Origin of the sequence: Psychrobacter arcticus 273-4 (assembly GCF_000012305.1) — a bacterium.
GTDB classification, from domain to species: domain Bacteria; phylum Pseudomonadota; class Gammaproteobacteria; order Pseudomonadales; family Moraxellaceae; genus Psychrobacter; species Psychrobacter arcticus.
Genome location: NC_007204.1, coordinates 2,427,251 through 2,449,473, shown reverse-complemented (window position 1 = coordinate 2,449,473; position 22,223 = coordinate 2,427,251). Strand labels below are relative to the sequence as shown.

Below are 22,223 nucleotides of genomic sequence, written 5' to 3'. Positions count from 1 at the left end.
GTAAAAACGAGGTGTGCTTAAACATCTCGTTTTTATTTATGACCTTTTATCATGAGTTTTCAATAATCAAGTTATTGCTCATCATAGTAGTAATAATGTTTATTACTCGTTCCAGGTTATTGCTCATCTAAAGATTTATCTTGTATATTACTGCAATTGATTTCGTATTATTTAAATTAAAACGCCATATTGTCTCAAGCCATATCGTCTTGATATTCTTTGGTACATCGCGTTATTGATAAAAATAAGGAAAGTAATCGTCATGTCTGATTATTCACAACTGATAGGTGAGCTACTAGCTACCGTCGCGCTCATCGAAGTCAGCCCTGATGTATTTGAAGGTAAAAGCCATGACTATGTCGGTGCCCGTATTTTTGGTGGGCAAGTGCTCGCACAAGCGATCATGGCGGCAGCGCATACGCTTGATGAAGATAAGCCTTGTCATTCATTGCATGGGTATTTTTTGCGCGGCGGTGATATCAACCAGCCGGTGATTTATCAAGTACGGCGCTTACGTGATGGGCGTAGCCTGTCCGCGCGTGAAGTGACGGCGATTCAATATAAGCAAGTGCGTGGTAAGCCGCCGGTTGAGCAAGTGATATTTTCGATGATTGCGTCTTTTTCACCGATGGAAGAAGGCTTAGAGTATCAAGAAGATATGCCTGTTTATCCGCCGCCTGAAGATTTACTCGCTGAGCAGGATTTAAAAGAAGACTATGTCGGTAAAGTCCCAGAGGCATTAAAATCTCGCTTTATGCGCCGTCGTCATGTCGAGATTAAACCGGTTAAGCCACGTGATCCGATTCACCCAGCACCGATGAAGCCTAAGCAAGCGAACTGGCTGCGTATCCGCGAGCTTGGCAATCAACCCGTCGCGATTCAGCAAGCATTATTGGCATTTTCCTCTGATTTTTATCTGGTTGGTACCGGGCTGATGTCACATGGTATTAGCTTTATGACCAGTGGCTTGCAAGCTGCTAGTATCGACCATTCGATGCATTTTCATCGTCATTTTGACTTGAATGATTGGCTGTTATACGACATGTGGAGTGATACCACCTCCAATGCGATGGGACTCAATCACGGTCAGTTTTGGCAAGATGGCAAGCTAGTGGCGACCGTACAGCAAGAAGGTTTGATGCGTTTGCGTGTACCGAAGTCTTAAGTTTTTATCTTTCTATAAACAAAAAAAAGCGACTTAGGATTATGCTGAGTCGCTTTTTTTATGGCTTATGAAGTGCTTTTAGGAAATTAGTTTATAGTCGGTGAAAAGTAATATCGATACAACAGGTACTGCTGGTGCAAATTTTTCTTGCTTGCTGTGCCTACGCAGACAGAGGCTGCAAAAAATTTACACCAGCAATACGGTAGCGACTTTAAAGTATTTCAACTATATATAAATGGGACATTTATTATTCTAAAATCTTAACCATCGCTTTTGGTAATCCTAGCGTTGCTTGTGCATCATCCGCATTTAACCAATTAATATTAATTTCGCCAGCTTGCAATGCTTCGGTTATTTCTTGCGCTTGCTTAGTATTTAAATTGACTGTTTGTGGTGTCAAATACCAATGAAAATGGGTCAATGAATGTTTAATAGGCGAATCATCCAGTAATGTGTCGTTGACCGATTTTGCGACCAATTCATTCTTATTTATCCACTCATTAATAATTTGCTCAGCAGTGGTAAATTCTGTCTCGTATACTTTCTCATTACTAGCCACTTCTAAAAGCTGATTATCATTCGCTGCAATTAGTTCCTTATTTTTATTCTTGTCAGCATCCTTCACGGCAACTTTTCCGCTAATTTTTTCTATAAATGCTAGCGGCAAACTCCACAGTCCACCCCAAATGCCATTGTCAGGACGCTGTAGCCACAGTATCTCACCATTTTCGTTTTCAATAAGCAGTGCATTGCTAAATTTACTCGGTTTAGGCTGTTTTTTAGCTTTCACTGGATAGTCCGTCTCACGACCTTGAGCATGAGCCAAGCAATCATCTTGTAGTGGGCATAATAGACAAGCAGGCTTGCTACGCGTGCATAAGGTTGCACCCATATCCATCATCGCTTGGGCGAATAATCCTGAATTCTCTTTAGGTGTTAGACGCTCTGCCAATGCCCACAGCTCTTTGGTCGTAGCGGACTTAGTGATGTCGCCATCAATTGCTGCCCAGCGTGTCAGTACCCGTTTGACGTTGCCATCACAAATCACGCCATAACGATGCAAGCCCATCGCCATAATTGCCCCAGCGGTCGAAGGACCAACACCTGATATCGCTTCCCAACCTGCTAGTGTCGTTGGGTATTCACCAGTCTCATCGATGACTTCAACCAACTGTTTAGCACCCTTATGCAAATTACGTGCACGCGCATAGTAACCAAGCCCTGCCCAATGCTCTGCCACGGTATCCCATTCTGCTGCTGCCAAATCCTGCACCGTCGGAAACGATGCCATAAAGCGTGCAAAATAGGGCAGTACAGTGGTTACCTGTGTTTGCTGGAGCATAACTTCTGATAACCAAACGATATATGGATTGGGCGTATCAGTTTGGTGTTGTTGCCAAGGTAAATCATGACGACCGTTGATTTCAAACCAAGCAAGGAGTCGTGGGGCGAATGCGTCTAAAGAAGTTAATGAGTGAGAAAATTGAGTAGGCAAGAGTATTCCTTGTAAATTGAACAGGGATATATAAGGTTTGGGATTAAGGTTATTTATGGGGTGTAATACGATTGATACAAGACAACAGTAGATGAGCTTAGTTGTGAGCATCATTGGATAAAATGACAATTGACTGTATTATTTGCCAAGTAAAGTTTGTGAGCATTTTAAGATAAGTTGAAGATAAATAATAAAGATCAAACAGGTGCGCTAGCGAGACCATCCCAGATTCTGTGTAACTGCCGTTTAGATTAAATGCTTACTAATACGGTCATCAAACATAATCATAAAGCGATTTAAAGCAGACGTCCAGTTACGAATGGGCATCGACCACTTTTTGGATGCCTGCTGGGTTGCTAAGTACACCACCTTGAATGCTGCCTGATCTGATGGGAATACCTTACGCTTATTCACCGCCGTACGGATAACACTGTTTAAAGACTCAATAGCATTAGTGGTATAAATCGCTTTTCTGATGTCTTTAGGATAATTAAAGAACACCGTTAAGCCCTCCCAGTTATTGCGCCAAGACTTGACCACATGTGGGTAATTCTTGCCCCAAGTCTCATCAAAGTGCTCAAGGTTGGCTTGTGCAAGCTCTATGGTATCAGCGCCATAGATGGCTTTTAGATCAGCCGCCACATTCTTTTTATCTATCCACGGCACAAACTTCATTGAATACCGCACCATATGCACGATACACAGCTGAACCTGAGCTTTAGGGTAGACGGTGTTAATGGCATCAGGGAAACCCTTTAAACCATCAACACAGGCGATCAAGATATCTTGAACCCCGCGGTTTTGTAGTTCAGTGAGTACGCCTAGCCAGAACTTAGCGCCCTCGTTCTCTGATAGCCACATACCAAGCAGCTCTTTTTTACCGTTAAGGTTAACGCCTAAGGCTAAATAAATGGCTTTGTTGATGATCTGCTTGTCTTGACGTACCTTAACGACAATGCAGTCCAAATAGACGATAGGATAAACACTACTCAATGGACGGTTTTGCCAAGCGGTGATGTCATCTAATATATTGTCGGTGACTCTTGAAACCAAGCTACTTGAGATATCTACGTCGTAGAGCTCTTTGATGGTATCAACGATCTCAGTCGTCGTTTGACCTTTGGCATAAAAGAATATGATTTTGTCATCAAGTCCACTGACACGGGTTTGATGCTTACGCACTAATGCAGGTTCAAAGCTGCTGTCACGGTCTCTTGGGGTGGAGATCTCAAGATCGCCTGTGTCGCTACGGACTGTCTTTTTAGTGTGCCCATTACGCTTATTAGGCTTGTCTGCCTTCTCATGCTTAGGATAGCCTAGATGATCTTCCATCTCAGCTTCTAAGGCAGTATCGATAAAGGATTGCATGAGCTGCTTTTGGAAGTCTTTGATGTCATCGAAGCTGTTCATGCTACTAGCCATTTGCTCGGCCAGTTTTTTAATGTCAGATTGAGTAGTCATTGCTTATTCTCCGGTTGGTGGATTATAAGCAGTTACACAGAGTTTGGGAAAGGCTCGCGCTAGGCGCACCCTACGAGCTATGTTAGTGAGCATTTACTTCCGATTCTTCCGCGTTTTCAAGCGACGCAAGCGTTTCTCTTCTTCTTTAGCGATTCTTTTTTCTTCTGACGCGATACGTTGCTCAGCGACGATGACTTCTTCAGCCTCAGTCATAGCAGGCTTCTCTAAAGTGATACGTCCAATCTTACCGCTACGCAGCTCATTGACTAGGATTTCTGACATCCGGTAGGTATCGACTTTATTGCCCGCGCGTACGCAGCCGCGATTGCGACCAGCTATTTCAAAAAACTCCCAATCGGTCTTAGGCAGTTCTTCAATTTTATAGCGAGTTTTTAGTAGCTCAGGATAGGCGGTTAACAAATACTCAGCGGTATAACTGGCAACATCTGCAAAGTCAAACGCCGTGTCGCGAATGCCGCCTGTCGCTGCCAAGCGATAGCCAGAATTTTCGTTTTCAACTTTTGGCCACAGCATACCGGGCGTATCATAGAGCATGATGTCATCGTCAAGCTTGATAAGCTGCTGTGACTTGGTGACCGCTGGTTCGTCGCCAGTTCTTGCCACGGCGCGTCCAGCCAAAGTATTAATCAAAGTCGATTTACCGACGTTTGGAATTCCCATAATCATGGCTTTGATTTGGCGACCGGTTCCGACTTTATTGGGGACGAGTTGTTTACAGATTGCGATGATACGTTTGACATCATTGGCTTTATCAGTATCACAAGCAATGGCTTTAACACCGTTTTGCTGCTCAAGATAGTCCATCCACGCTTGGGTCAATTCAGGATCCGCAAGGTCAGCTTTGTTAAGGATTTTGATGACAGGTTTTTCGCCACGCAACGCTGCGACCATTGGGTTTTCGCTGCTATAAGGAATACGCGCATCAATCACTTCGATAACCACATCCATCTGCGGCATGATTTCTTTAATTTCATTGCGGGCTTTGTTCATATGCCCAGGGAACCACTGAATACTTACTCTCTTATCCATCTGCTTTCATAACCTTTTATAAAAAATGCTCAAAGTAAGACGATCGTCATTCACTTTTCATGGTGTTCAGTTTACTACATAAGCAAAGTAATGATGCTAAAAAGTGCTCATGCTATAATTTCCATTCGTTCTAATGAGAGATTATTATTCGACCTGTTTTGCAGTCTCAGCGCGCGCTGGCGGTAAAGGTGCCAAATCACGCCATCATAGGTGAAATTGGTAAAAATGACCCAGCACAATGTCATGGGCACGAAAATCTTAGCACTATAGTCGGTGAAAAGTAATATCGATACGTTATTAAAGAGGTGCGACTGCTATAAACGTCTCTTGCTTGCTGCTATCACGGAGGCTACGAAAAATTCATCGCAGTCGCACTGTATCGGTTTTACAGTGAATCTACTATAGCAGTAACGGTAGTGGTGTCATTATCGTTATAAGAAATAGTATCGTTATAAGCAATGATTTGCTGCGCATAGTGAATCACGACGAATAAATACAGCAGTACATGTAGCGCGACGAGTAACACCAATGCCCAGCGTTGATTATCAATCGTTGCTGTTAAGGTTTCAGTCAATCCCCAATAGTATTGTCGAATCTGGTGTAATGGACAAAATTCATGCTGGTGCATGAGCTAAAGCTATATACTGTCTATATTTGCAAGGAATCAAAGCCATGAATCAAAAAATATAGCGTCATTCCCACTCAATCTGTCTGTCCATTGAGTGATAATGACGCTATTTGATTATAAGCACAAGAGTGACGCGCCTAACACGCCATATATCAGCTTATTAAACGAGAGTTAAAGCGCTTAAATATTCTATAAATATAATTTAATGCCAAACGATGATAAAAAGCTATTACGCCAAATTATCTTTCATAAACTCCAACATATTGTCCCAGCTCTGTTTAGCAGCCGTTTCGTTATAGCCCAAGTCTACGCCATTTTTGGCAGCGCGCTCGTCAGCATTTGGATTGGTAAATCCGTGCTTAGCGCCATCATAAACATCAATGGTGTAATCAATATCTGCGCCGTCCAATTCTGCTTTGAGACCTTCTATGGCGTCCATCGATACCATAGAATCATCGCGACCATGAGCGACCAATACTTTAGCGCTGAACTGCTTATCGGCAGGCTGCTTAGGTGATGGGTTGCCGTGGAAGGTAGCCACTGCTTTTAAGGGCATACCTTCTCGCGCCATATCAAGGACGATTTTGCCACCAAAGCAATAGCCAATCGCACCCAAGTTATCGCTATCAACGGCTAGCTGATCGCTAAAGTCATTAAGAATCAAACGGCAGCGTGCCATGAGCATGTCTTGATCGGCTAACACTTGTTCCATCCACATATTTGCTTGTGCGGCATCTGAAGTTAGCTTGCCTTCACCGTATACATCCATAGCGACCGCAGCGTAGCCTGCTTTTGCTAAGCGTTCAGTGACGTTCTTTGGATGCTCGACCACGCCCCACCATTCTGGTGCGACCAAAATACCGGCTACGGGATTGTCATCGGACGCCGCTTCTGGCAGCGCGACATAGCTGATCAATTGAATACCATTTTCTGTAGTACTGATTAATTCAAACGTCTTAATTGACATAGTATTGTCCTTTTTTAGGTAATGAAATTTATGTGATGAGTATCGGATATCCGTATTTTTTGATTGATCAATTTGCTGACCTTGACTACCATAACGCCCAACCTAGTCAAAAACAGCTATAATACTGTAACGCTCTTTGTCAAAATGATACGGCAGTTTTATGACCCTAAATTTGTTAAATAACGATAAATCCAGCTTAAATGCCGATACGGACACGCCTTTATTATTTGAAGGTGGCTCGACTGAATCACTGCGCCCGCAATTTTGGTCACGCTTTACGCTAGCAGAATTAAACCTTAGCGAATGGGAAGCACTGTGCGATGGCTGCGGCAGTTGCTGCTTGATTAAATATATCGATGAGGACGAGCAGGGCAATGTTGATGAAGATTTGGTGGAATATACCGATGTGACTTGCCAGCTAATGGACTGTGCGACCGGCTATTGTACGCATTATGCGACACGCCAAGAGCATGTGCCAGATTGTATTCAGCTGACGATTGAAAATCTACCAAATATGATGTGGCTACCGTCGCACTGTGCCTATAAGCGTTTATATAAAGGGCAAAACCTACCAAGTTGGCATTTATTATTGACTGAAGATGTGCTGGCAACCCAGAAAAAAATGCGCGCCGCCAATGTGGGTGTGGCGGGACGCTGCGTGACTGAAATCGGTATGGATGATGAAGAGATGGAAACGCGAGTGGTCAATTGGGTGAAGCCTTAGCTCAATAATTAATTGTTTAATAGGGTTAGCGCCTATTTTTTAGCATCGTCAAGCGGCGGAATAGGAATGCCTTGGCGAATCTGCATCGAAAAATCGCTGTTATGAATGGCGTTGTCGTTATCGGCAACAGGGTTATCTTTCGGAAATTTAGGATCAAACCCATTAACCTTTGGGTTGATATGGGTGCGCTCATACCAGGTATCCATCGACCAAGGCTGTCCGCTCTTGTCTGGATTGGTGTCTAACATACCGGCATCATGAAGATAATTGGGCAACCAACCAGAGACCCAAATCCGGTAGTCCCATGGCAGACGATCATCGCTGACGAGACGCGCCATATAAAAGATAATATTGGTACAGTTGCTGGTCAAGGTATTGTACCAAGCAGGCTTGGCATTTAGCTCATCAGCAGCAGTCAAATATGACTCAAACAATGCTCTAACTTCATGCTGCTGTAAATTGCTAATGGGAAACAGATACACCTGCTCGCCGCGCGCGTTACTGCGTGTGTAGATAATATCTCGCTCTTCTGCGGCAATCAAGCTCAATTCAAAACGTCTAAAAAACCCTGCCAATGCCGAAAACGATTCGCCATTCTCTTTACGAATCTCAAATGAGAAGGCAAGCGGGCGCTCCTCTTCAAAACGAAAGCTCACTAGCGTATGGGCAATCAGTGGCCCCATCCAATACGAATTGGTAATATCGACGCCAGATAACTTTGACATATCAATCGTGCGCGTCTCCCAGCGCTCTGTCGCTTCTGTGTCGGTATGCCAATCAAAGTTGCGTACGTTGGTTAGTGTAATCAAATCAGGATTGCTTGCATCGCGGGTATAAGTAACTCTTTCAGCTACCTCTGGCATCCAGTCGCGCTCTTGTTGCGCTTCAATAGAGAAAAACCAACCAAGACCGATTAGCCAAAGTGCCGTATAGGTGGCTATAAGGATTTTAGAGACAGTTTTTAGAGAGATTTTTTTACTATTAATTTTTCTTGAGCCAGCGAGCCTGCAGATCAGTTTTTCAGTCATGCTCGACCACAAGCGCATCGCAAGCAGTGCTGCCAGTAACCCAATAACAGTAAGTGTTATGAGCCATGTTAGAACTGAGTGCCCGCCAAATTGATACCAGATTGCCATCAGCAACCAAACCGCTGACAGTATCAGCGTTAGCGTAATAAAAAATTGCAGTAAATAATATCGCCACTTGGGTTTCGTTGGCTTAGGTTTTAGAGGCTTACGATTTGATAGTTTAGTCAATGCTCTATTTGCCTTGTCATTATTTAACTGATGAGTGTCTAAGCCGTTATCTGAACGATGGCCAGTTGAGTGAGACGAAAAAAGGCGAGAAAAAAAGGCAGGTAGCGACATAAGATTTATTTTTGCCTTTGTTTTAGCATTTATGTAATAAGATACAGGCTTTGACCATAGCAAAAATTGCAGCACACTGACAATACAATTTGAGTGAATTTGACGTTGAATATCGCCAAGCCTTGCGATAAAGTAAATCTGATTAAGGTGGATGATTTATGCTTTAATATGCTGTTAGTGATAAGCTGACTGTTTTATTTAGCCTTTTTATCCCCATCTATCATTTTTATGATTCTAATTGCCATTAATTAAAGAGGTTAACTCACACCATCATGTCTGAAGATGCTCCAAGCCCGAGTAGTTGGTCGATGCGCGGCTTAAAACGCTGGCTATCGACCGCCCCCGAAACCCGAGATGAACTGATACGTTTGGTACAAGACTCGCGCCAATTCCTAGAACCTGACACCGTTGATATGTTAGAAGGCGTGCTTGATCTGCCGGCAACACAAGTGCGTGAAATCATGACTCCGCGCCCGCAGGTGGTTGGGCTACATGAAAGCGCCAGCCTTGCTGAAGTGATGGACATCATCCTTGAGACCACCCACTCGCGCTATCCGGTTTTTGATAGCCAAGATGACGATGCGGTCATCGGTATCCTATTGGCAAAAGATTTGATTCCTTTATTGGTGCATATGGTGCGCGATCAAGAAGATAAGATCAGTAGCAAGCGCTTAAGAGATTTGGTGCGCCAACCACTTTATATTAGTGAAAGTGCACGCTCTGATACCTTGCTGCGCTCCTTGCAGCGTACCCAAGTCCATATGGCGATTGTCGTCGATGAATTTGGCAATTTTGGTGGCGTGGTCACGATGGAGGATTTGCTTGAGGAGATCGTCGGTGACATCGTCGATGAGCATGATGACTTTGATGCAGACAGTGATATTAACAATATCGTTGCTGACCCTGAAAAGCCCAATACTTGGCGTGTCCAAGCCTCTACTGTGATTGAAGATTGTAACGATGAGCTTGGCTGTCATTTTGATGATACCGACGTTGATACTATGGGTGGCTTGGTCATGCAGACCCTTGGTCATGTCGGAGATTTAGAAGGTGAGAGCGTGGTCATAGACGATTGGCAAATCACCATTACTGATGTCGAAGGGCGCTTTATTCAAAATCTTGAGCTGACCAAAATCAAGCCGGGTCAGCAAATCTTGATTGGTAGTCATTAGACACTTCATTGAATGAGTTAAGCCTATTGATTGCAACTATTAAAGATAGGCTTAACAAGGGTAACAACCATACAAAAAACACGATTGCGATCGTGTTTTTTGCTTTCTAGCGTTTGTGATCACTCTTTAGCCGATAAAATACGCAATGTTACCCATTACTTTGGACAGACTGGTATTATGAGCGAGTTTGATTTTTGACTGCTGCATTGATCATAATATGCCTGTCTTTATCTTAAACGTCGATTGAATCATCAAGATTTAAAATTACTGAATAATAAAGTTTTGGATAACTGCTATGCGTCTGTCTACTGTTGATTTGCAAAAACGTCTAAACCCTGAGAAGCCAAAGGGTTTACCTCTGGTGCTGACGATATTGATTGCGTGGCTGGCAGGCGCAATATTTATCTTTGCACTCGCGCCTTATGGCTTTTGGCCAGTGGCTCTGGTCTCTCCGGCGATTTTATACGCTTTATTACTGCCACAGATGAGTGGTAAGCGGGCGTTTTTTATTGGTCAGGCTTATGGGACAGGGCTTTGGTGTGTGGGAGCGTTTTGGTTATATACCTCTATTCATGTGTATGGTGATACGCCAGTATGGCTTGCACTGATTATGATTGCGCTGATGGGTCTTTGCATGGGATTATTCCATGGCTTTTTGGCACTGACTTTTAATCGACTGGTTGGTAAGCAGCCCTTGTCATTTGCCGCGCTATGGATATTGCAAGAGTGGATGAAGACTTGGCTGTTTACCGGTTTTCCATGGCTGTTTGTCGGTTATGCATTTACTGAGCAGTATTGGCTGTCGTCATTGGCACCTGTTGCGGGCGTGTTTGCCGTCTCTTTTGTAGCAGTGTTATTGGCGGCCAGTATTGTGGAGCTTTTGCGCCGTCGCGGTGGCTATCTGATTGCCACGTTTGCGCTGTTAATCATTAGTACTTCTTTATGGCTCATCAATCCGCAATGGACGAAGCCAAAGGGCACGCCTGATTTATCGGTGTCGTTAATTCAGGGCAATATTCCACAAGACTTAAAATGGCTGACTGAGTACCAGATAGAGACGCTAAAAATTTATGCGACTTTGACAAGTACAGAGTGGGGGCGTGATATTGTCTTATGGCCGGAATCTTCTATTCCCATGTTTCAAGATGAAGCAGTTGGCTTTATCAATGAAATGGTGAAAATGGCCAAAGAAACCGATACCACATGGGTCACAGGCATTCCTTATCGAGATCAAGCAGACTTTGATCCAAAAATGGATAAGTATCCACCGTTTTATAATAGTGTGATTGCGCTTGGTAGCGATGCTGAAGGGATGTATAAAAAGCAGCGTTTGGTACCCTTTGGCGAATATATTCCCTTCGAGGGCATGTTAGATATCTTGCCAAATCTTGCCGGTAGCCAAGACATCATGAGCTATAGCCGCGGTAGTGATAGCCAATCACCGCTGCGAGTACGTGGGCATAATCTGGGCGCGGCAGTGTGTTATGAAGTGGCTTATCCTGATACCACACGAAAAAATGCCATCAATACTGATTTTTTATTGACCATCTCAAACGATGCATGGTTTGGCACTTCAGCTGGTCCGCTACAACATTTACAAATGGTACAGATGCGCGCGCTTGAAAACGGACGCTGGTTTATGCGCGCAACCAATACGGGTGTGACCGCCATTATTGATCACAAAGGACGTATCGTAAAACGTGCACCACAGTTTGAGCGCACCGTATTACGCGGTGATATTCAGGCACGTGTCGGTAATACACCTTTTATGCGCTTTGGTAATTATCCTATTCTAATGGTGATTGCTCTGCTGCTGTTATTGAGTTATCTTGGCAAACGAGCAACGCCTCGAACACGTGTAATTGACTAATTACACTGAAAATGTACGGTAGTAATTATGTTTTTCAACGTTTTTCGATAATAAAACCTTTAAATAGTTGAGGGTTTTAACAAATCGACCTAAATTGCGATATAATAGCCCAATATTTTAAATATTTTGTGCAAGGTGGATAAGGTATGTCAGAACATATTGTCGAAAACAACCCTAAAAAAGAGTTATTATTTACTTTAGGCGGTGTTGCCTTATTTTTAGGTATCGTCTTATTGATTGGTATTTCTGGTTTCTTGCGTCCAGCGGGTGAGCATATTACTGCCGAAACCACGCCAGCCGTTGAAGCCGAAGCGCCTGCCACTGATGCCACTGCGCCAGCAGCAGAGTCGGCAGTAGCGATGACTGCTATTCCAGCAGATGCGACAGTGACACCAGCAGCTGAAGTTGATAGCGCAGTTGTTACCGCAGAAGCGGGTACTGCTACTGCTGAAGGGACAGTCAATCAAGCGGCAGTTGCCGATGCTGATTTAACAGCCGAGCAAGCTGATGGCGACCTAAATGCTGGCACTACTGAAAAAGCAGTGGCTGCACAGTAATTTTTCTGTTTCATACGTTTTGATATAAGTGTAGCACTGAGCAAGCTGTCAATCGAATGTCTATAATTAAGTCTCTAAATGTAGGGTTCGGTCTATACTTAGAGACATTGCTATTGTTGCTATGATTACTACTCAGCACAACCATAAAAAACCCGTTCTCAATCACTGAGAACGGGTTTTTTATGGTTGTGCTTACTAGGGCGTGTTGAACATTGAGTATAAAATATTGGCAAAAAAATAGTGAAGCAGTCATCTTTAAGTTCTCACAGCAAAAGACCTCGTGCGCGATGCCTCGCACAATGCTCAAAGATGAACAGTGGAGCAGACTTAATTGATAAAATGGATTTAAGCGATTTCTCAAATAAGACGGCTATCGATAGTCGCCTCACGCTATTTTTTTAAACACTCATAAGGAACTACCTAATGAATAAACAAGCTATTCACGATCGTATCGACCACTTACGTCAGACGCTGGCGGCGCAAGACCTTACCGCAATTATTGTACCTTCTGCTGATCCGCATCTGTCTGAATATTTACCAGAATATTGGCAGGCAAGACTGTGGTTGTCAGGGTTTAGCGGTTCGGTCGGTACGCTAGTCGTTACCGCTGATTTTGCTGGTCTGTGGACAGACAGCCGCTATTGGGTACATGCAGCAGAACAGTTGGATGGTACGGGTATTAGTTTAGAGAAGCTAGCGCCTGGTCAGCCAAATCATATCGACTGGTTGGCTGCACATTTGGCGGAGGGCGATAGCGTGGCGGTCGATGGCAACGTGCTGTCTATCGCTGAGCAAGATCGCTTGCTCGATGCCTTTGATGCCAATGACATTACTTTAATTACCGAGCGTGATGTATTGACAGAAGTATGGACTGACCGTCCAGCGCTGCCATCAGCCAGTTTATATGCACACAATGCACAGTTTTTAGCGCAGTCAGCGACTGCCAAACTTACCGCTGTCCGTGCTGGTATGGCAGAGACAGGTGCAACGCATCACTTGCTTTCGAGCTTGGATGATATTGCTTGGTTAACCAATCTACGCGGCTCTGATGTCGATTACAACCCTGTGTTTTTGGCGCATATGCTTATCGATGCTGATAAAGCAACATTGTTTATTGATAATAATAAAGTCAGTGCTGATATTGCGCAAAGCTTGAAAGATAGCGGTATTACACTGGCTGATTATGAGGCAGTGCAAGACGCATTGGGAACTCTGACAGCAGATAATTTATTATTACTAGACCCAAGTAAAATCGCTGTTGGGACATTATCCAAAATGGGCGACGGCGTGGGATTTATTGAGCAAATGGCGCCAAGCACTTTACTAAAATCAGTGAAATCCAATGCAGATATTGATCATGTACGTGAAGCCATGCGTCAAGATGGCGCAGCATTGTGTGAGTTTTTTGCGATATTTGAGCAGCGTCTAAAAGCAGGCGAGCGTTTAAGTGAGCTTGATATCGATAGTATGTTGATTGATGTGCGTAGTCAGCAGCCACATTATGTCTCACCAAGTTTCCCGACTATCGCAGGTTTTAATGAAAATGGTGCGCTACCGCATTACCGCGCAACACCAGAAAAATTCAGCTATTTAGATGTGACTGAAGGTGAAGGCGGCTTGTTACTGATTGATTCAGGCGCTCAATATCAAAATGGCACGACAGATATCACTCGTGTGGTCGGTATTGGGCAAGTCAGCAGCGAGCACAAACGCGACTTTACAACGGTACTCAAAGCCCATATTGCGCTAGCGCGTGCGCATTTCCCTGATGGTATTGCTTCACCATTAATCGATGCGATTTGCCGTGCGCCATTATGGCAAGCTCAGATGGATTATGGCCATGGTACGGGTCATGGCGTTGGTTATTTCCTCAACGTTCATGAAGGTCCACAGGTCATTGCTTATAGCGCCAGCACGCCAAAAGAGCGCGCGATGAAGGAGGGTATGATTTCCAGTAACGAGCCCGGTCTATATCGCGAAGGGAAGTGGGGCATCCGTATCGAAAACTTGGTGGTCAATATGCAAGTTGTCAATCCTACTGAGTCAGAGTTTGGCGATTTCTTAAACTTCGAAACCATCACTTATTGCCCAATTGATACGCGTTTGATTGAGCCATCATTATTGGATCAAGTAGAGAGTGATTGGCTGAATGACTACCATCGCCAAGTGTATGCTGAGCTAAAAGACCGTGTCGATGGCGCAGCACTTGAATGGCTGACAGAACGCACACAAGCGATATAGTTAAAATACTTTAAAGTCGCTACCGTATTGCTGGTGTAAATTTTTTGCAGCCTCTGTCTGCGTAGGCACAGCAAGCAAGAAAAATTTGCACCAGTAGTACGTGTTGTATCGATATTACTTTTCACCGACTATATAACGTAAATTTGCTCAGTTTGTAGCCGCTTAGATATAAAAAAGCCCCGTAAAATATTTATGGGGCCTTCTACTGTTCAGACACTGTGTTTAATTTTTTGGAAGATTACCGTTAGAAGCAGGTTTGTCTTGCTCGCTTAAATGCTGAGTCATCTCAGCACGCAGCCAAGATTTTAGATTCTCAGACATTAGCATCATCTGGTCACTCAGATAATCATCAATTTGCACTTCAAGCTCATGAATCAGCTCTTTATGAGTGACACTTAGTTTGGCATCTTTGACGGCTAGGCTGATCGCAGCACTGGCTTTATTGTTGATGGCATTGATACTGCTATCGTTCTTAATAGTTTTATTGTTGTTAATGCTTTCGTCATCAATAGCATTGGCATGTTCGCTAATAGTTTTGCTGCCAACAGCATTTTTCTCAGTATCAAAATCGTCATTGATAATGGCATGAACACTATTGTCAGTGTTTATTTTATCAGTAACAACTGTCTCTGGTTTTATAGCCGCCAACAGTATATTTTTTTCAGTTTCTGTTTGAGCATTCTTATCTGCTTCGTGTTTTTTTGCTGCTTCTTTTAGCTCATTTTCTTCTTTAAAAGCGGCTTCTCTTAATTTAGCCTCTTCTTTACGCTTAGTATCTTCTGCTGCTTGTGTTTTTTGTTCTTCTTCTAGACGCTGTTGTTCAGCAATCACCTGTTCTGCCGCTTGTTTATCCGTGATTGCCTTGGCGATAGCTTGCTCAGCTTCGTGATTCTCATAAAGATCATCAAGGTGTGCATCTAAGTCATGCGTGCTAAATACAAAAGTTTCAAATGGCGTTTCGGCTTTTAGCAACGTCGTGATATCGGTGAGCTCTTGGATGATTGAGGTGCGTATAGGGTCTGGCGCACACGTCCAGCGCTGATAAAACTGATGAGAAAATGAGTAGCTTGACATGGTATCGTCCATAAATGTTTCAAAAATTACCCCTTATCATACGCAAGGATGATAAGGGGCTGCAAGTGGACAAACGTAGCAAATCTGACACCAAGGTTACAACGGCTAGAATATAGGCTTTTTGGTGTTACTGATTGACAGGCCAACGTGCAAATATTAGTGAGCCGTTGGTGCCGCCAAAACCAAAGCTATTGGATACCGCGTACTGCAAATTATCTACTTGACGCGATTGATTGGCGACATAATCCAAATTACAGTTGTCTTCAATATTGTCCAAATTAATCGTTGGCGGTACTTGCTGATGTTGCAGAGCAAGTACAGTAAAAATAGCTTCAACACCACCCGCAGCGCCAAGCAGATGACCGGTCATCGATTTGGTTGAGCTGACCAAAATGGTGTCTTTCACAGGCGAAAATACCGTTTCAATGGCGATAGATTCCGCGACATCACCGGCAGGCGTGCTGGTGCCATGGGCATTGACATAGCCCACGACTGACGGCTCAATACCCGCATCATTTAAGGCATTACGCATCGCTCGTGCCGCACCGCTACCATCTTCTGGAGGCGCGGTGATATGACTGGCATCGTCACTCATACCAAAGCCAACCAATTCAGCCAATATCGTCGCACCGCGTGCTTTTGCATGAGCAAGGCTTTCTAGTATCATTACGCCAGCACCATCACCAAGTACAAAACCATCGCGATCTTTATCAAACGGGCGTGAAGCGCGAGTTGGCTCATCATTGCGGGTTGAGAGGGCATGCATAGCACCAAAACCTGAGATACCAAGCGGGCTTGAGCCTTTTTCACTACCGCCTGCCAGTATCACATCGGCGTCACCATAAGCAATCAACCGCGCTGCTAGACCAATCGCATGAGTCGCTGTGGTACAGGCAGTTGAGGTTGCAAGATTGGGACCTTTCAAACAGTGTTTAATAGCTACTAAGCCCGCTGCCATATTAACAATAGAGCCTGGAATAATAAAGGGGGAGACTTTGCTTGAGCCTTTTTCACGTAAGGTATCACGGCTGTTTTCGATGTTTTGAATACCACCAATCCCTGAACCTATAATCACCCCAAAGCGCTCTTGATCAACCCCTTGTACCGGAGCGTCAGCAGCGCTCACTTCCTCGATAAAACCTGCTTGATGTAGCGCCATAGAAGAGGCAGCAACCGCATAATGTATAAACTCATCATAACGGCGCGCGTCTTTGGCGTTCATGTATTGCTTGGCATCAAAGTCTTTGACCACGCCTGCGATTTGCGCGCGATAACCAGACGCATCAAAATGACTGATAGCTGTGATACCGCTTTCACCTTTAAGGAGCTTCGCCCATGAGCTTTCGACATCTAATCCCAATGGCGTAACGGCACCCATGCCAGTCACTACGACACGCATATCATCAGTGCGCTCGAAATGTGGCGGCTTATGACGTTTTTTTGTCTGAGCGGTGGCAGGAGTATTGGCAGTAGGGCTATTAATAGTACTATTCATAGCTTGGTCGATAAGTGAGTCGTTGGGTAAACTGCTGTGCTGGCTCATGCTCTATATCCTATACTTACAAATCCTAAGAGGAGGGTATTTCTACAGCCATTATAAAACACATAGGTGTACGCATGTAAACTAAAATTCGATCAATCAAGCAAAACATACTTGTCCTAATACCACGCCTTTACTTGCACCCGTTACGGCAGGTAAGTTACCCGTTTCACCCATGAGTGTTTGTCTTGCCAACCATGCAAAGGCGACGGCTTCCACCCAAGTTGGCTCAAGTCCCAAACTGGCTGTGGTTTCTACTTTGCAGCGCGGTAGATGTGCTTGTAACCGCATCATGAGATAATCGTTCAGTGCACCGCCGCCGCAGACATAGACGGCATTATTGCTACTAGCATTGATAAATATATTGATTTGTGCACTGGCACTGATGGCGGTCAGCTCAGTGAGCGTTGCTTGTACATCGGCTGATGAGTAGCGAATATCAGCAGCAGCTTGATCGAATTTTTGTAACTCATCTTGCAGCCATGCTAAGTTAAAATCTTCGCGCCCTGTGCTTTTTGGATAAGCTTTAACAAAAAATGGATGCTCTAATAGTTGATTGAGTAGCGGCTCAACGACTTGACCTGACTGCGCCCATGTACCGCCAGCATCATAATCCTTGTCAGTATGCAGTGCTGTCCATGCATCTAATAGTAGATTGGCAGGACCCGTATCATAACCAACCACGCTATCAGATGGCTGATTGTCTGAGTGTTCATTAAAATCCGAGAGGTCATCAGAAATCGCTGGCAAGACAGCGATATTAGCAATACCACCCAGATTGAGTAATATGCGAGTGCTATCAGGCACAGCAAATAAGGCTTGGTGAAAAGCAGGAACTAGAGGCGCACCTTGACCGCCGACTGCCATATCTCGGCGTCGAAAATCACTGACGACGCTAATGCCAGTACGCTCGGCGATGATGTTGGCATCGACCAATTGCAAGCTAAAGCCCATCTGCGGACGATGGCGTACCGTTTGACCATGACAGCCAATCGCCAATACAGACTCTATATCGGTATTTGATTGCTGCAATAACGTATTGACCACGTCGCTTGCAAACTCAGCATATGCTTTACTTGCCCAACCGAACCATTCTAATTCACTATCTGGTTCACCCGCCGTTGGTGTTAATTGATTGATGCCATTAGGCTGACACAAGGCCAATAACACCTCACGTAAACGTGGCGGAAAATCTTGGCTATATGTCGCTAGCAAGTGCATTGGCTGCTGTGTATTGTCTTCATTACTAATATTTGAACTATTAGTATGATTACTAAATTGACAAAGAATCGCATCCATACCATCTAAGCTAGTGCCCGACATCATGCCGATATATAAGCCATCATCGAAGTTTTCGAAAACCGTTTGTTCAAGTGCTTCAGTCAGAGTGGCATAGTTTAAATCGTCCATATTATCTAGACGGCTATTAAAATCATTATCTAAACTCATATCTGAAAAATTATTATGCTGACTATCAGTAATCGATGCGGGGTTGGTCATGGCAATTTACCTTAAAAAACGCTAGTATATCTGCCAAATTCTAACATTTTTTGATGGCTACGAGATTCTAAATAGCCCAAATGCTTTAACCTTTCAATGAAGACAATAAAGAGATCATCATGACCGAGAAAACCTACACTCTAGAAGAACAGCTTGCCCTTATCCAGCGCGGTGCTCAAGAAATCTTATCTGAAGAGGATTTGGTTAAAAAGCTGAAACTAAATCGTCCGCTACGTATTAAAGCAGGTTTTGATCCTACCGCGCCTGACCTACATTTAGGTCATACGGTATTGATTAATAAGCTTAAGCATTTCCAAGATTTGGGTCATGAGATTTATTTTTTAATTGGTGATTATACTGCCAAAATTGGTGATCCTTCTGGCAAAAACTCCACCCGTCCGCCATTAACCGATGAGCAAATCAAAGCCAACGCTGAAACTTATGCTGAGCAAGTATTCAAGATTTTGGATAAAGAAAAAACCCGCGTGGTCTTTAACTCAGAATGGTTTAACGACATGTCAGCGGCAGATATGATTCAGCTTGCCAGTCACCAAACCGTTTCGCGCATGTTAGAGCGTGACGACTTCTCCAAACGCTACGCGTCGCAAACCCCAATTGCGATCCATGAATTCTTATACCCACTGGTACAAGGCTATGATTCTATCGCGCTCAAAGCAGATGTCGAGCTTGGCGGTACCGATCAAACCTTCAACTTATTAATGGGTCGCACCTTACAAGGTCGTTATGGTCAAGAACAGCAAGTCTGCATCACCGTACCGATTTTAGAAGGGCTTGATGGCGTCAATAAAATGTCTAAGTCCCTGAATAATTATGTTGGCATTTATGATGCACCTGGTACCATGTACCAAAAACTACTGTCTATGCCAGACACTTTAATCCGTCGCTACTTTGAGTTTTTAAGCTTTAAGCCAATGGAAGAAGTGGAAAATTTAATGGCAGAGATGGAAGATGGACGCAATCCACAAGAAATCAAACGTATCCTTGCTGAAGAGTTGATTGAACGCTTCCATGATGCCGACGCTGCTGCCAATGCTCATAAGTCAGCGGGTAATGTTTTGGCTGATGGCGAATTGCCAGTTGATTTACCAGAAGTGACATTAGAGTTGGAAGGACAGGACGCATTATTTATCACCCAAATCCTAAACCAAGCGGCGCTTGCCAAAAACAGCTCATCGGCTAAAGATATGATCAAGCGTGGCGCGGTAAAAGTAGATGGCGAAGTGGTCGACGCTGGTTTTAGCTTAACTGCTGGGCAAACGGTCGTTATCCAAGCAGGCAAAAAAGCCTATGCGAAAGTAACGGTTGATTAAGTAGGCTCGAGTCAGTAAATCAGTAGATAAATAAAAATAAGGTCGGCATTCATGGTCGACCTATTTATTTGTATCAGTCACTACCTATTAGCGACTATTTATTAAAAAGTAGAGAGTTTTTATGACCCAAATCATTCTCCAAGGTATCTATCGCCATTATAAAGGCAGCCTTTATCAAGTTTTGCATACGGCACAGCATTCTGAAACGGAAGAATCTTTCGTCGTCTATCGCTGTCTTTATGGTGAATATGATGTATGGGTCCGTCCTTTAGCTATGTTTTCTGAAACGATCATGATTGAAGGTAAAGAAATTCCGCGCTTTGAATTAATTAAAGCGTTAGCTGATTGATGATTCAAAACTCTTAACACTTATCAAGACTGGATTAATAGCAGGGTACTTGGACGTTACCTTTAGTAAATGAGATGAATGTCAAAATCAAAAAAATAAGCAATATAGATGACTCTATATTGCTTCGGTCTTATGAGTTACGTTAATGAGCCAAACGGTCGGCTAAAATGTTAAGAATCTTGCTTAGCAATCGTCAGACCATTATAGGTTTGTGCCACTGGCATCACTTCTAAACGATTGACATTAATATGTGCAGGCGATTCAATCAGCCATAATAAGATATCGCCAATATCATCGCCCGTCATGGTTTTAAAGCCATCATAAACTTGAGCAGCCTTGTCATCATCACCATGATAGCGCACGTTTGAAAACTCAGTGCCTGCGACATTACCGGGTTCAAGGTTGGTCACGCGCACTTGCGTACCAATTAAGTCAGCTCGTAAGTTTAAACTAAACTGTTTTACAAAGGCTTTTGTTGCACCATAAACGTTACCGCCAAAGTAAGGCCAGCTTCCGGCAATAGAGCCGACATTAATGATATAACCGCTATCTCGTGCAACCATGGCTGGCAAGACCGCGTGGGTCAGCGCCATCAAACCTTTAATATTGGTATCAGTCATACGCATCCAATCATCAAGACTAGCATTGTGCGCAGGCTCTGTACCAAGCGCAAGCCCAGCATTATTCACCAAGACATCGATTTGCTTAAAATGATTAGGCAAATTAGCAATGATTTGCGGAATAGAAGCGGTATCACTGACATCCATGACCACAGGTAAAAACGCCTCACCCAAAGTGTCTGCCAAGGCATTAAGCTTATCAAGGCGTCTAGCACAGCCAATCACACGATGACCGTTGGCAACCAAACGCTCAGCTAGTGCTTTACCAAAACCGGCACTTGCCCCTGTAATCAATACGTTCATTTTATATCCTTATCATTGATACCGTATGCTTGTGTCATGATTTTTATGAAGACGGTTTGTCTTGGTTTATTTGCTTTGGCTTATTTATTAAATAATTGCTTACCAAATATCTTATCACCCGCATCACCCAGACCTGGAATGATATAACCATGCTCATCCAAATGGCTGTCAAGCGCGGCGGTATAAATGGTCACGTCAGGATGTGCTTCATTGACCACACGCACACCTTCAGGTGCAGCAACTAATACTAATGCTTTAATATTAGTACAGCCGTTTTTCTTCAGCATTTCGATAGTTGCAACCATTGAGCCACCCGTTGCTAGCATTGGATCAATGATAAGGGCAGGGCGTTTATCCATGTGGCTGACGAACTTTTCAAAGAAAGGCACCGGCTGCAAAGTTTCTTCATCACGTTGTAGACCCACAACAGAGATTTTTGCCGTAGGAATCAAATCGAGCACCCCGTCCAACATGCCAATACCTGCACGTAAAATCGGTACAATCGTTGCCGTCTTACCGATAATTTGCTCACCGATAATTTCACCACACCAGCCTTCCATCGGAAAGGTTTCGATTTCAAAATCACGGCTCGCTTCATATGCCATCAAGCGGGCAAGCTCTTTGGTTAATGTACGAAACTTATAAGTACTACAATCTTTTTCGCGCATGAGGCTGAGTTTATGACGAACTAGTGGATGATCGATTACGGTAATTTTTAAGTCGCTCATAAGTACTCTCTTGGTTTTTGGTCCGATGCTTGCGCAGTGACTGCGGTTGCTATTGGTATAAAAGATACAAACACTTACCGC

Annotated in this window: 19 protein-coding genes; 8 read left to right on the top strand and 11 right to left on the bottom strand. The window is 43.8% G+C overall.

The window, feature by feature from the left end:
* Positions 1-262 precede the first annotated feature (262 nt).
* Positions 263-1,165 carry an acyl-CoA thioesterase gene (locus PSYC_RS10285; RefSeq protein ID WP_011281240.1) on the top strand — a complete coding sequence of 301 codons (903 nt, stop codon included), beginning with the start codon at positions 263-265 and terminating at the stop codon, positions 1,163-1,165.
* A gap of 247 nt (positions 1,166-1,412) precedes the next feature.
* On the opposite strand, the gene mutY is transcribed toward PSYC_RS10285, so the two are convergent.
* From mutY to PSYC_RS10260, 5 genes are all read right to left on the bottom strand, one after another.
* Positions 1,413-2,660, bottom strand: a complete 1,248-nt coding sequence (gene mutY, locus PSYC_RS10280; protein WP_049750926.1) for an A/G-specific adenine glycosylase — start codon at positions 2,658-2,660, stop codon at positions 1,413-1,415.
* A 246-nt stretch (positions 2,661-2,906) separates the two neighbouring features.
* Positions 2,907-4,121 carry an IS256 family transposase gene (locus PSYC_RS10275; RefSeq protein ID WP_011280162.1) on the bottom strand — a complete coding sequence of 405 codons (1,215 nt, stop codon included), beginning with the start codon at positions 4,119-4,121 and terminating at the stop codon, positions 2,907-2,909.
* Between the two features lie 93 nt (positions 4,122-4,214).
* A complete protein-coding gene (gene ylqF / locus PSYC_RS10270) occupies positions 4,215-5,171 on the bottom strand; it encodes a ribosome biogenesis GTPase YlqF (protein WP_011281238.1) in 957 nt (318 codons plus the stop codon).
* 385 nt (positions 5,172-5,556) lie between these two features.
* A complete protein-coding gene (locus tag PSYC_RS10265; RefSeq protein WP_011281237.1) occupies positions 5,557-5,799 on the bottom strand; it encodes a hypothetical protein in 243 nt (80 codons plus the stop codon).
* A gap of 229 nt (positions 5,800-6,028) precedes the next feature.
* A complete protein-coding gene (locus PSYC_RS10260; RefSeq protein ID WP_011281236.1) occupies positions 6,029-6,766 on the bottom strand; it encodes a dienelactone hydrolase family protein in 738 nt (245 codons plus the stop codon).
* A gap of 160 nt (positions 6,767-6,926) precedes the next feature.
* On the opposite strand from PSYC_RS10260, the gene PSYC_RS10255 reads away from it, so the two are divergent.
* A complete protein-coding gene (locus PSYC_RS10255; RefSeq protein WP_011281235.1) occupies positions 6,927-7,490 on the top strand; it encodes a YcgN family cysteine cluster protein in 564 nt (187 codons plus the stop codon).
* Positions 7,491-7,522: 32 nt separating this feature from the next.
* Here PSYC_RS10255 and PSYC_RS10250 read toward each other — a convergent pair whose 3' ends face one another.
* Positions 7,523-8,626 carry an Lnb N-terminal periplasmic domain-containing protein gene (locus PSYC_RS10250; RefSeq protein ID WP_227500332.1) on the bottom strand — a complete coding sequence of 368 codons (1,104 nt, stop codon included), beginning with the start codon at positions 8,624-8,626 and terminating at the stop codon, positions 7,523-7,525.
* Between the two features lie 503 nt (positions 8,627-9,129).
* Here PSYC_RS10250 and PSYC_RS10245 point away from each other — a divergent pair.
* The 4 genes from PSYC_RS10245 (at position 9,130) to PSYC_RS10230 (ending at position 14,697) form a co-directional block, all read left to right on the top strand.
* Positions 9,130-10,029: an HlyC/CorC family transporter gene (locus PSYC_RS10245; RefSeq protein WP_011281233.1), complete on the top strand. Its 900-nt coding sequence runs from the start codon at positions 9,130-9,132 to the stop codon at positions 10,027-10,029.
* Positions 10,030-10,324: 295 nt separating this feature from the next.
* The gene (lnt, locus tag PSYC_RS10240) at positions 10,325-11,899 is read left to right on the top strand and encodes an apolipoprotein N-acyltransferase (RefSeq protein WP_011281232.1); all 1,575 of its coding nucleotides are present in this window, start codon (positions 10,325-10,327) and stop codon (positions 11,897-11,899) included.
* Positions 11,900-12,045: 146 nt separating this feature from the next.
* Complete coding sequence (locus tag PSYC_RS10235) at positions 12,046-12,456, top strand: hypothetical protein (RefSeq protein WP_011281231.1); 411 nt, start codon at positions 12,046-12,048, stop codon at positions 12,454-12,456.
* Between the two features lie 423 nt (positions 12,457-12,879).
* On the top strand, positions 12,880-14,697 hold the full coding sequence (locus PSYC_RS10230; protein ID WP_011281230.1) for an aminopeptidase P family protein: 1,818 nt from the start codon (positions 12,880-12,882) through the stop codon (positions 14,695-14,697).
* Between the two features lie 222 nt (positions 14,698-14,919).
* Here PSYC_RS10230 and PSYC_RS10225 read toward each other — a convergent pair whose 3' ends face one another.
* The 3 genes from PSYC_RS10225 to PSYC_RS10215 form a co-directional block, all read right to left on the bottom strand.
* Positions 14,920-15,783: a cell envelope integrity protein TolA gene (locus tag PSYC_RS10225; RefSeq protein WP_011281229.1), complete on the bottom strand. Its 864-nt coding sequence runs from the start codon at positions 15,781-15,783 to the stop codon at positions 14,920-14,922.
* A gap of 115 nt (positions 15,784-15,898) precedes the next feature.
* A complete protein-coding gene (fabF, locus tag PSYC_RS10220; protein ID WP_049750962.1) occupies positions 15,899-17,266 on the bottom strand; it encodes a beta-ketoacyl-ACP synthase II in 1,368 nt (455 codons plus the stop codon).
* A gap of 144 nt (positions 17,267-17,410) precedes the next feature.
* Positions 17,411-18,811 (bottom strand): anhydro-N-acetylmuramic acid kinase, encoded by a 1,401-nt coding sequence (locus PSYC_RS10215; protein WP_011281227.1) that lies wholly within the window; start codon positions 18,809-18,811, stop codon positions 17,411-17,413.
* A 119-nt stretch (positions 18,812-18,930) separates the two neighbouring features.
* Here PSYC_RS10215 and tyrS point away from each other — a divergent pair, with 119 nt between their 5' ends.
* Both tyrS and PSYC_RS10205 read left to right on the top strand, forming a co-directional pair.
* Complete coding sequence (gene tyrS, locus PSYC_RS10210; protein ID WP_011281226.1) at positions 18,931-20,142, top strand: tyrosine--tRNA ligase; 1,212 nt, start codon at positions 18,931-18,933, stop codon at positions 20,140-20,142.
* Positions 20,143-20,263: 121 nt separating this feature from the next.
* Complete coding sequence (locus tag PSYC_RS10205) at positions 20,264-20,491, top strand: DUF1653 domain-containing protein (RefSeq protein ID WP_011281225.1); 228 nt, start codon at positions 20,264-20,266, stop codon at positions 20,489-20,491.
* Between the two features lie 170 nt (positions 20,492-20,661).
* Here the strand turns inward: PSYC_RS10205 and PSYC_RS10200 are convergent, their stop codons facing one another.
* Positions 20,662-21,414 carry an SDR family NAD(P)-dependent oxidoreductase gene (locus PSYC_RS10200; protein WP_011281224.1) on the bottom strand — a complete coding sequence of 251 codons (753 nt, stop codon included), beginning with the start codon at positions 21,412-21,414 and terminating at the stop codon, positions 20,662-20,664.
* A gap of 80 nt (positions 21,415-21,494) precedes the next feature.
* Positions 21,495-22,142: a uracil phosphoribosyltransferase gene (upp, locus tag PSYC_RS10195; protein ID WP_011281223.1), complete on the bottom strand. Its 648-nt coding sequence runs from the start codon at positions 22,140-22,142 to the stop codon at positions 21,495-21,497.
* Positions 22,143-22,223 lie beyond the last annotated feature (81 nt).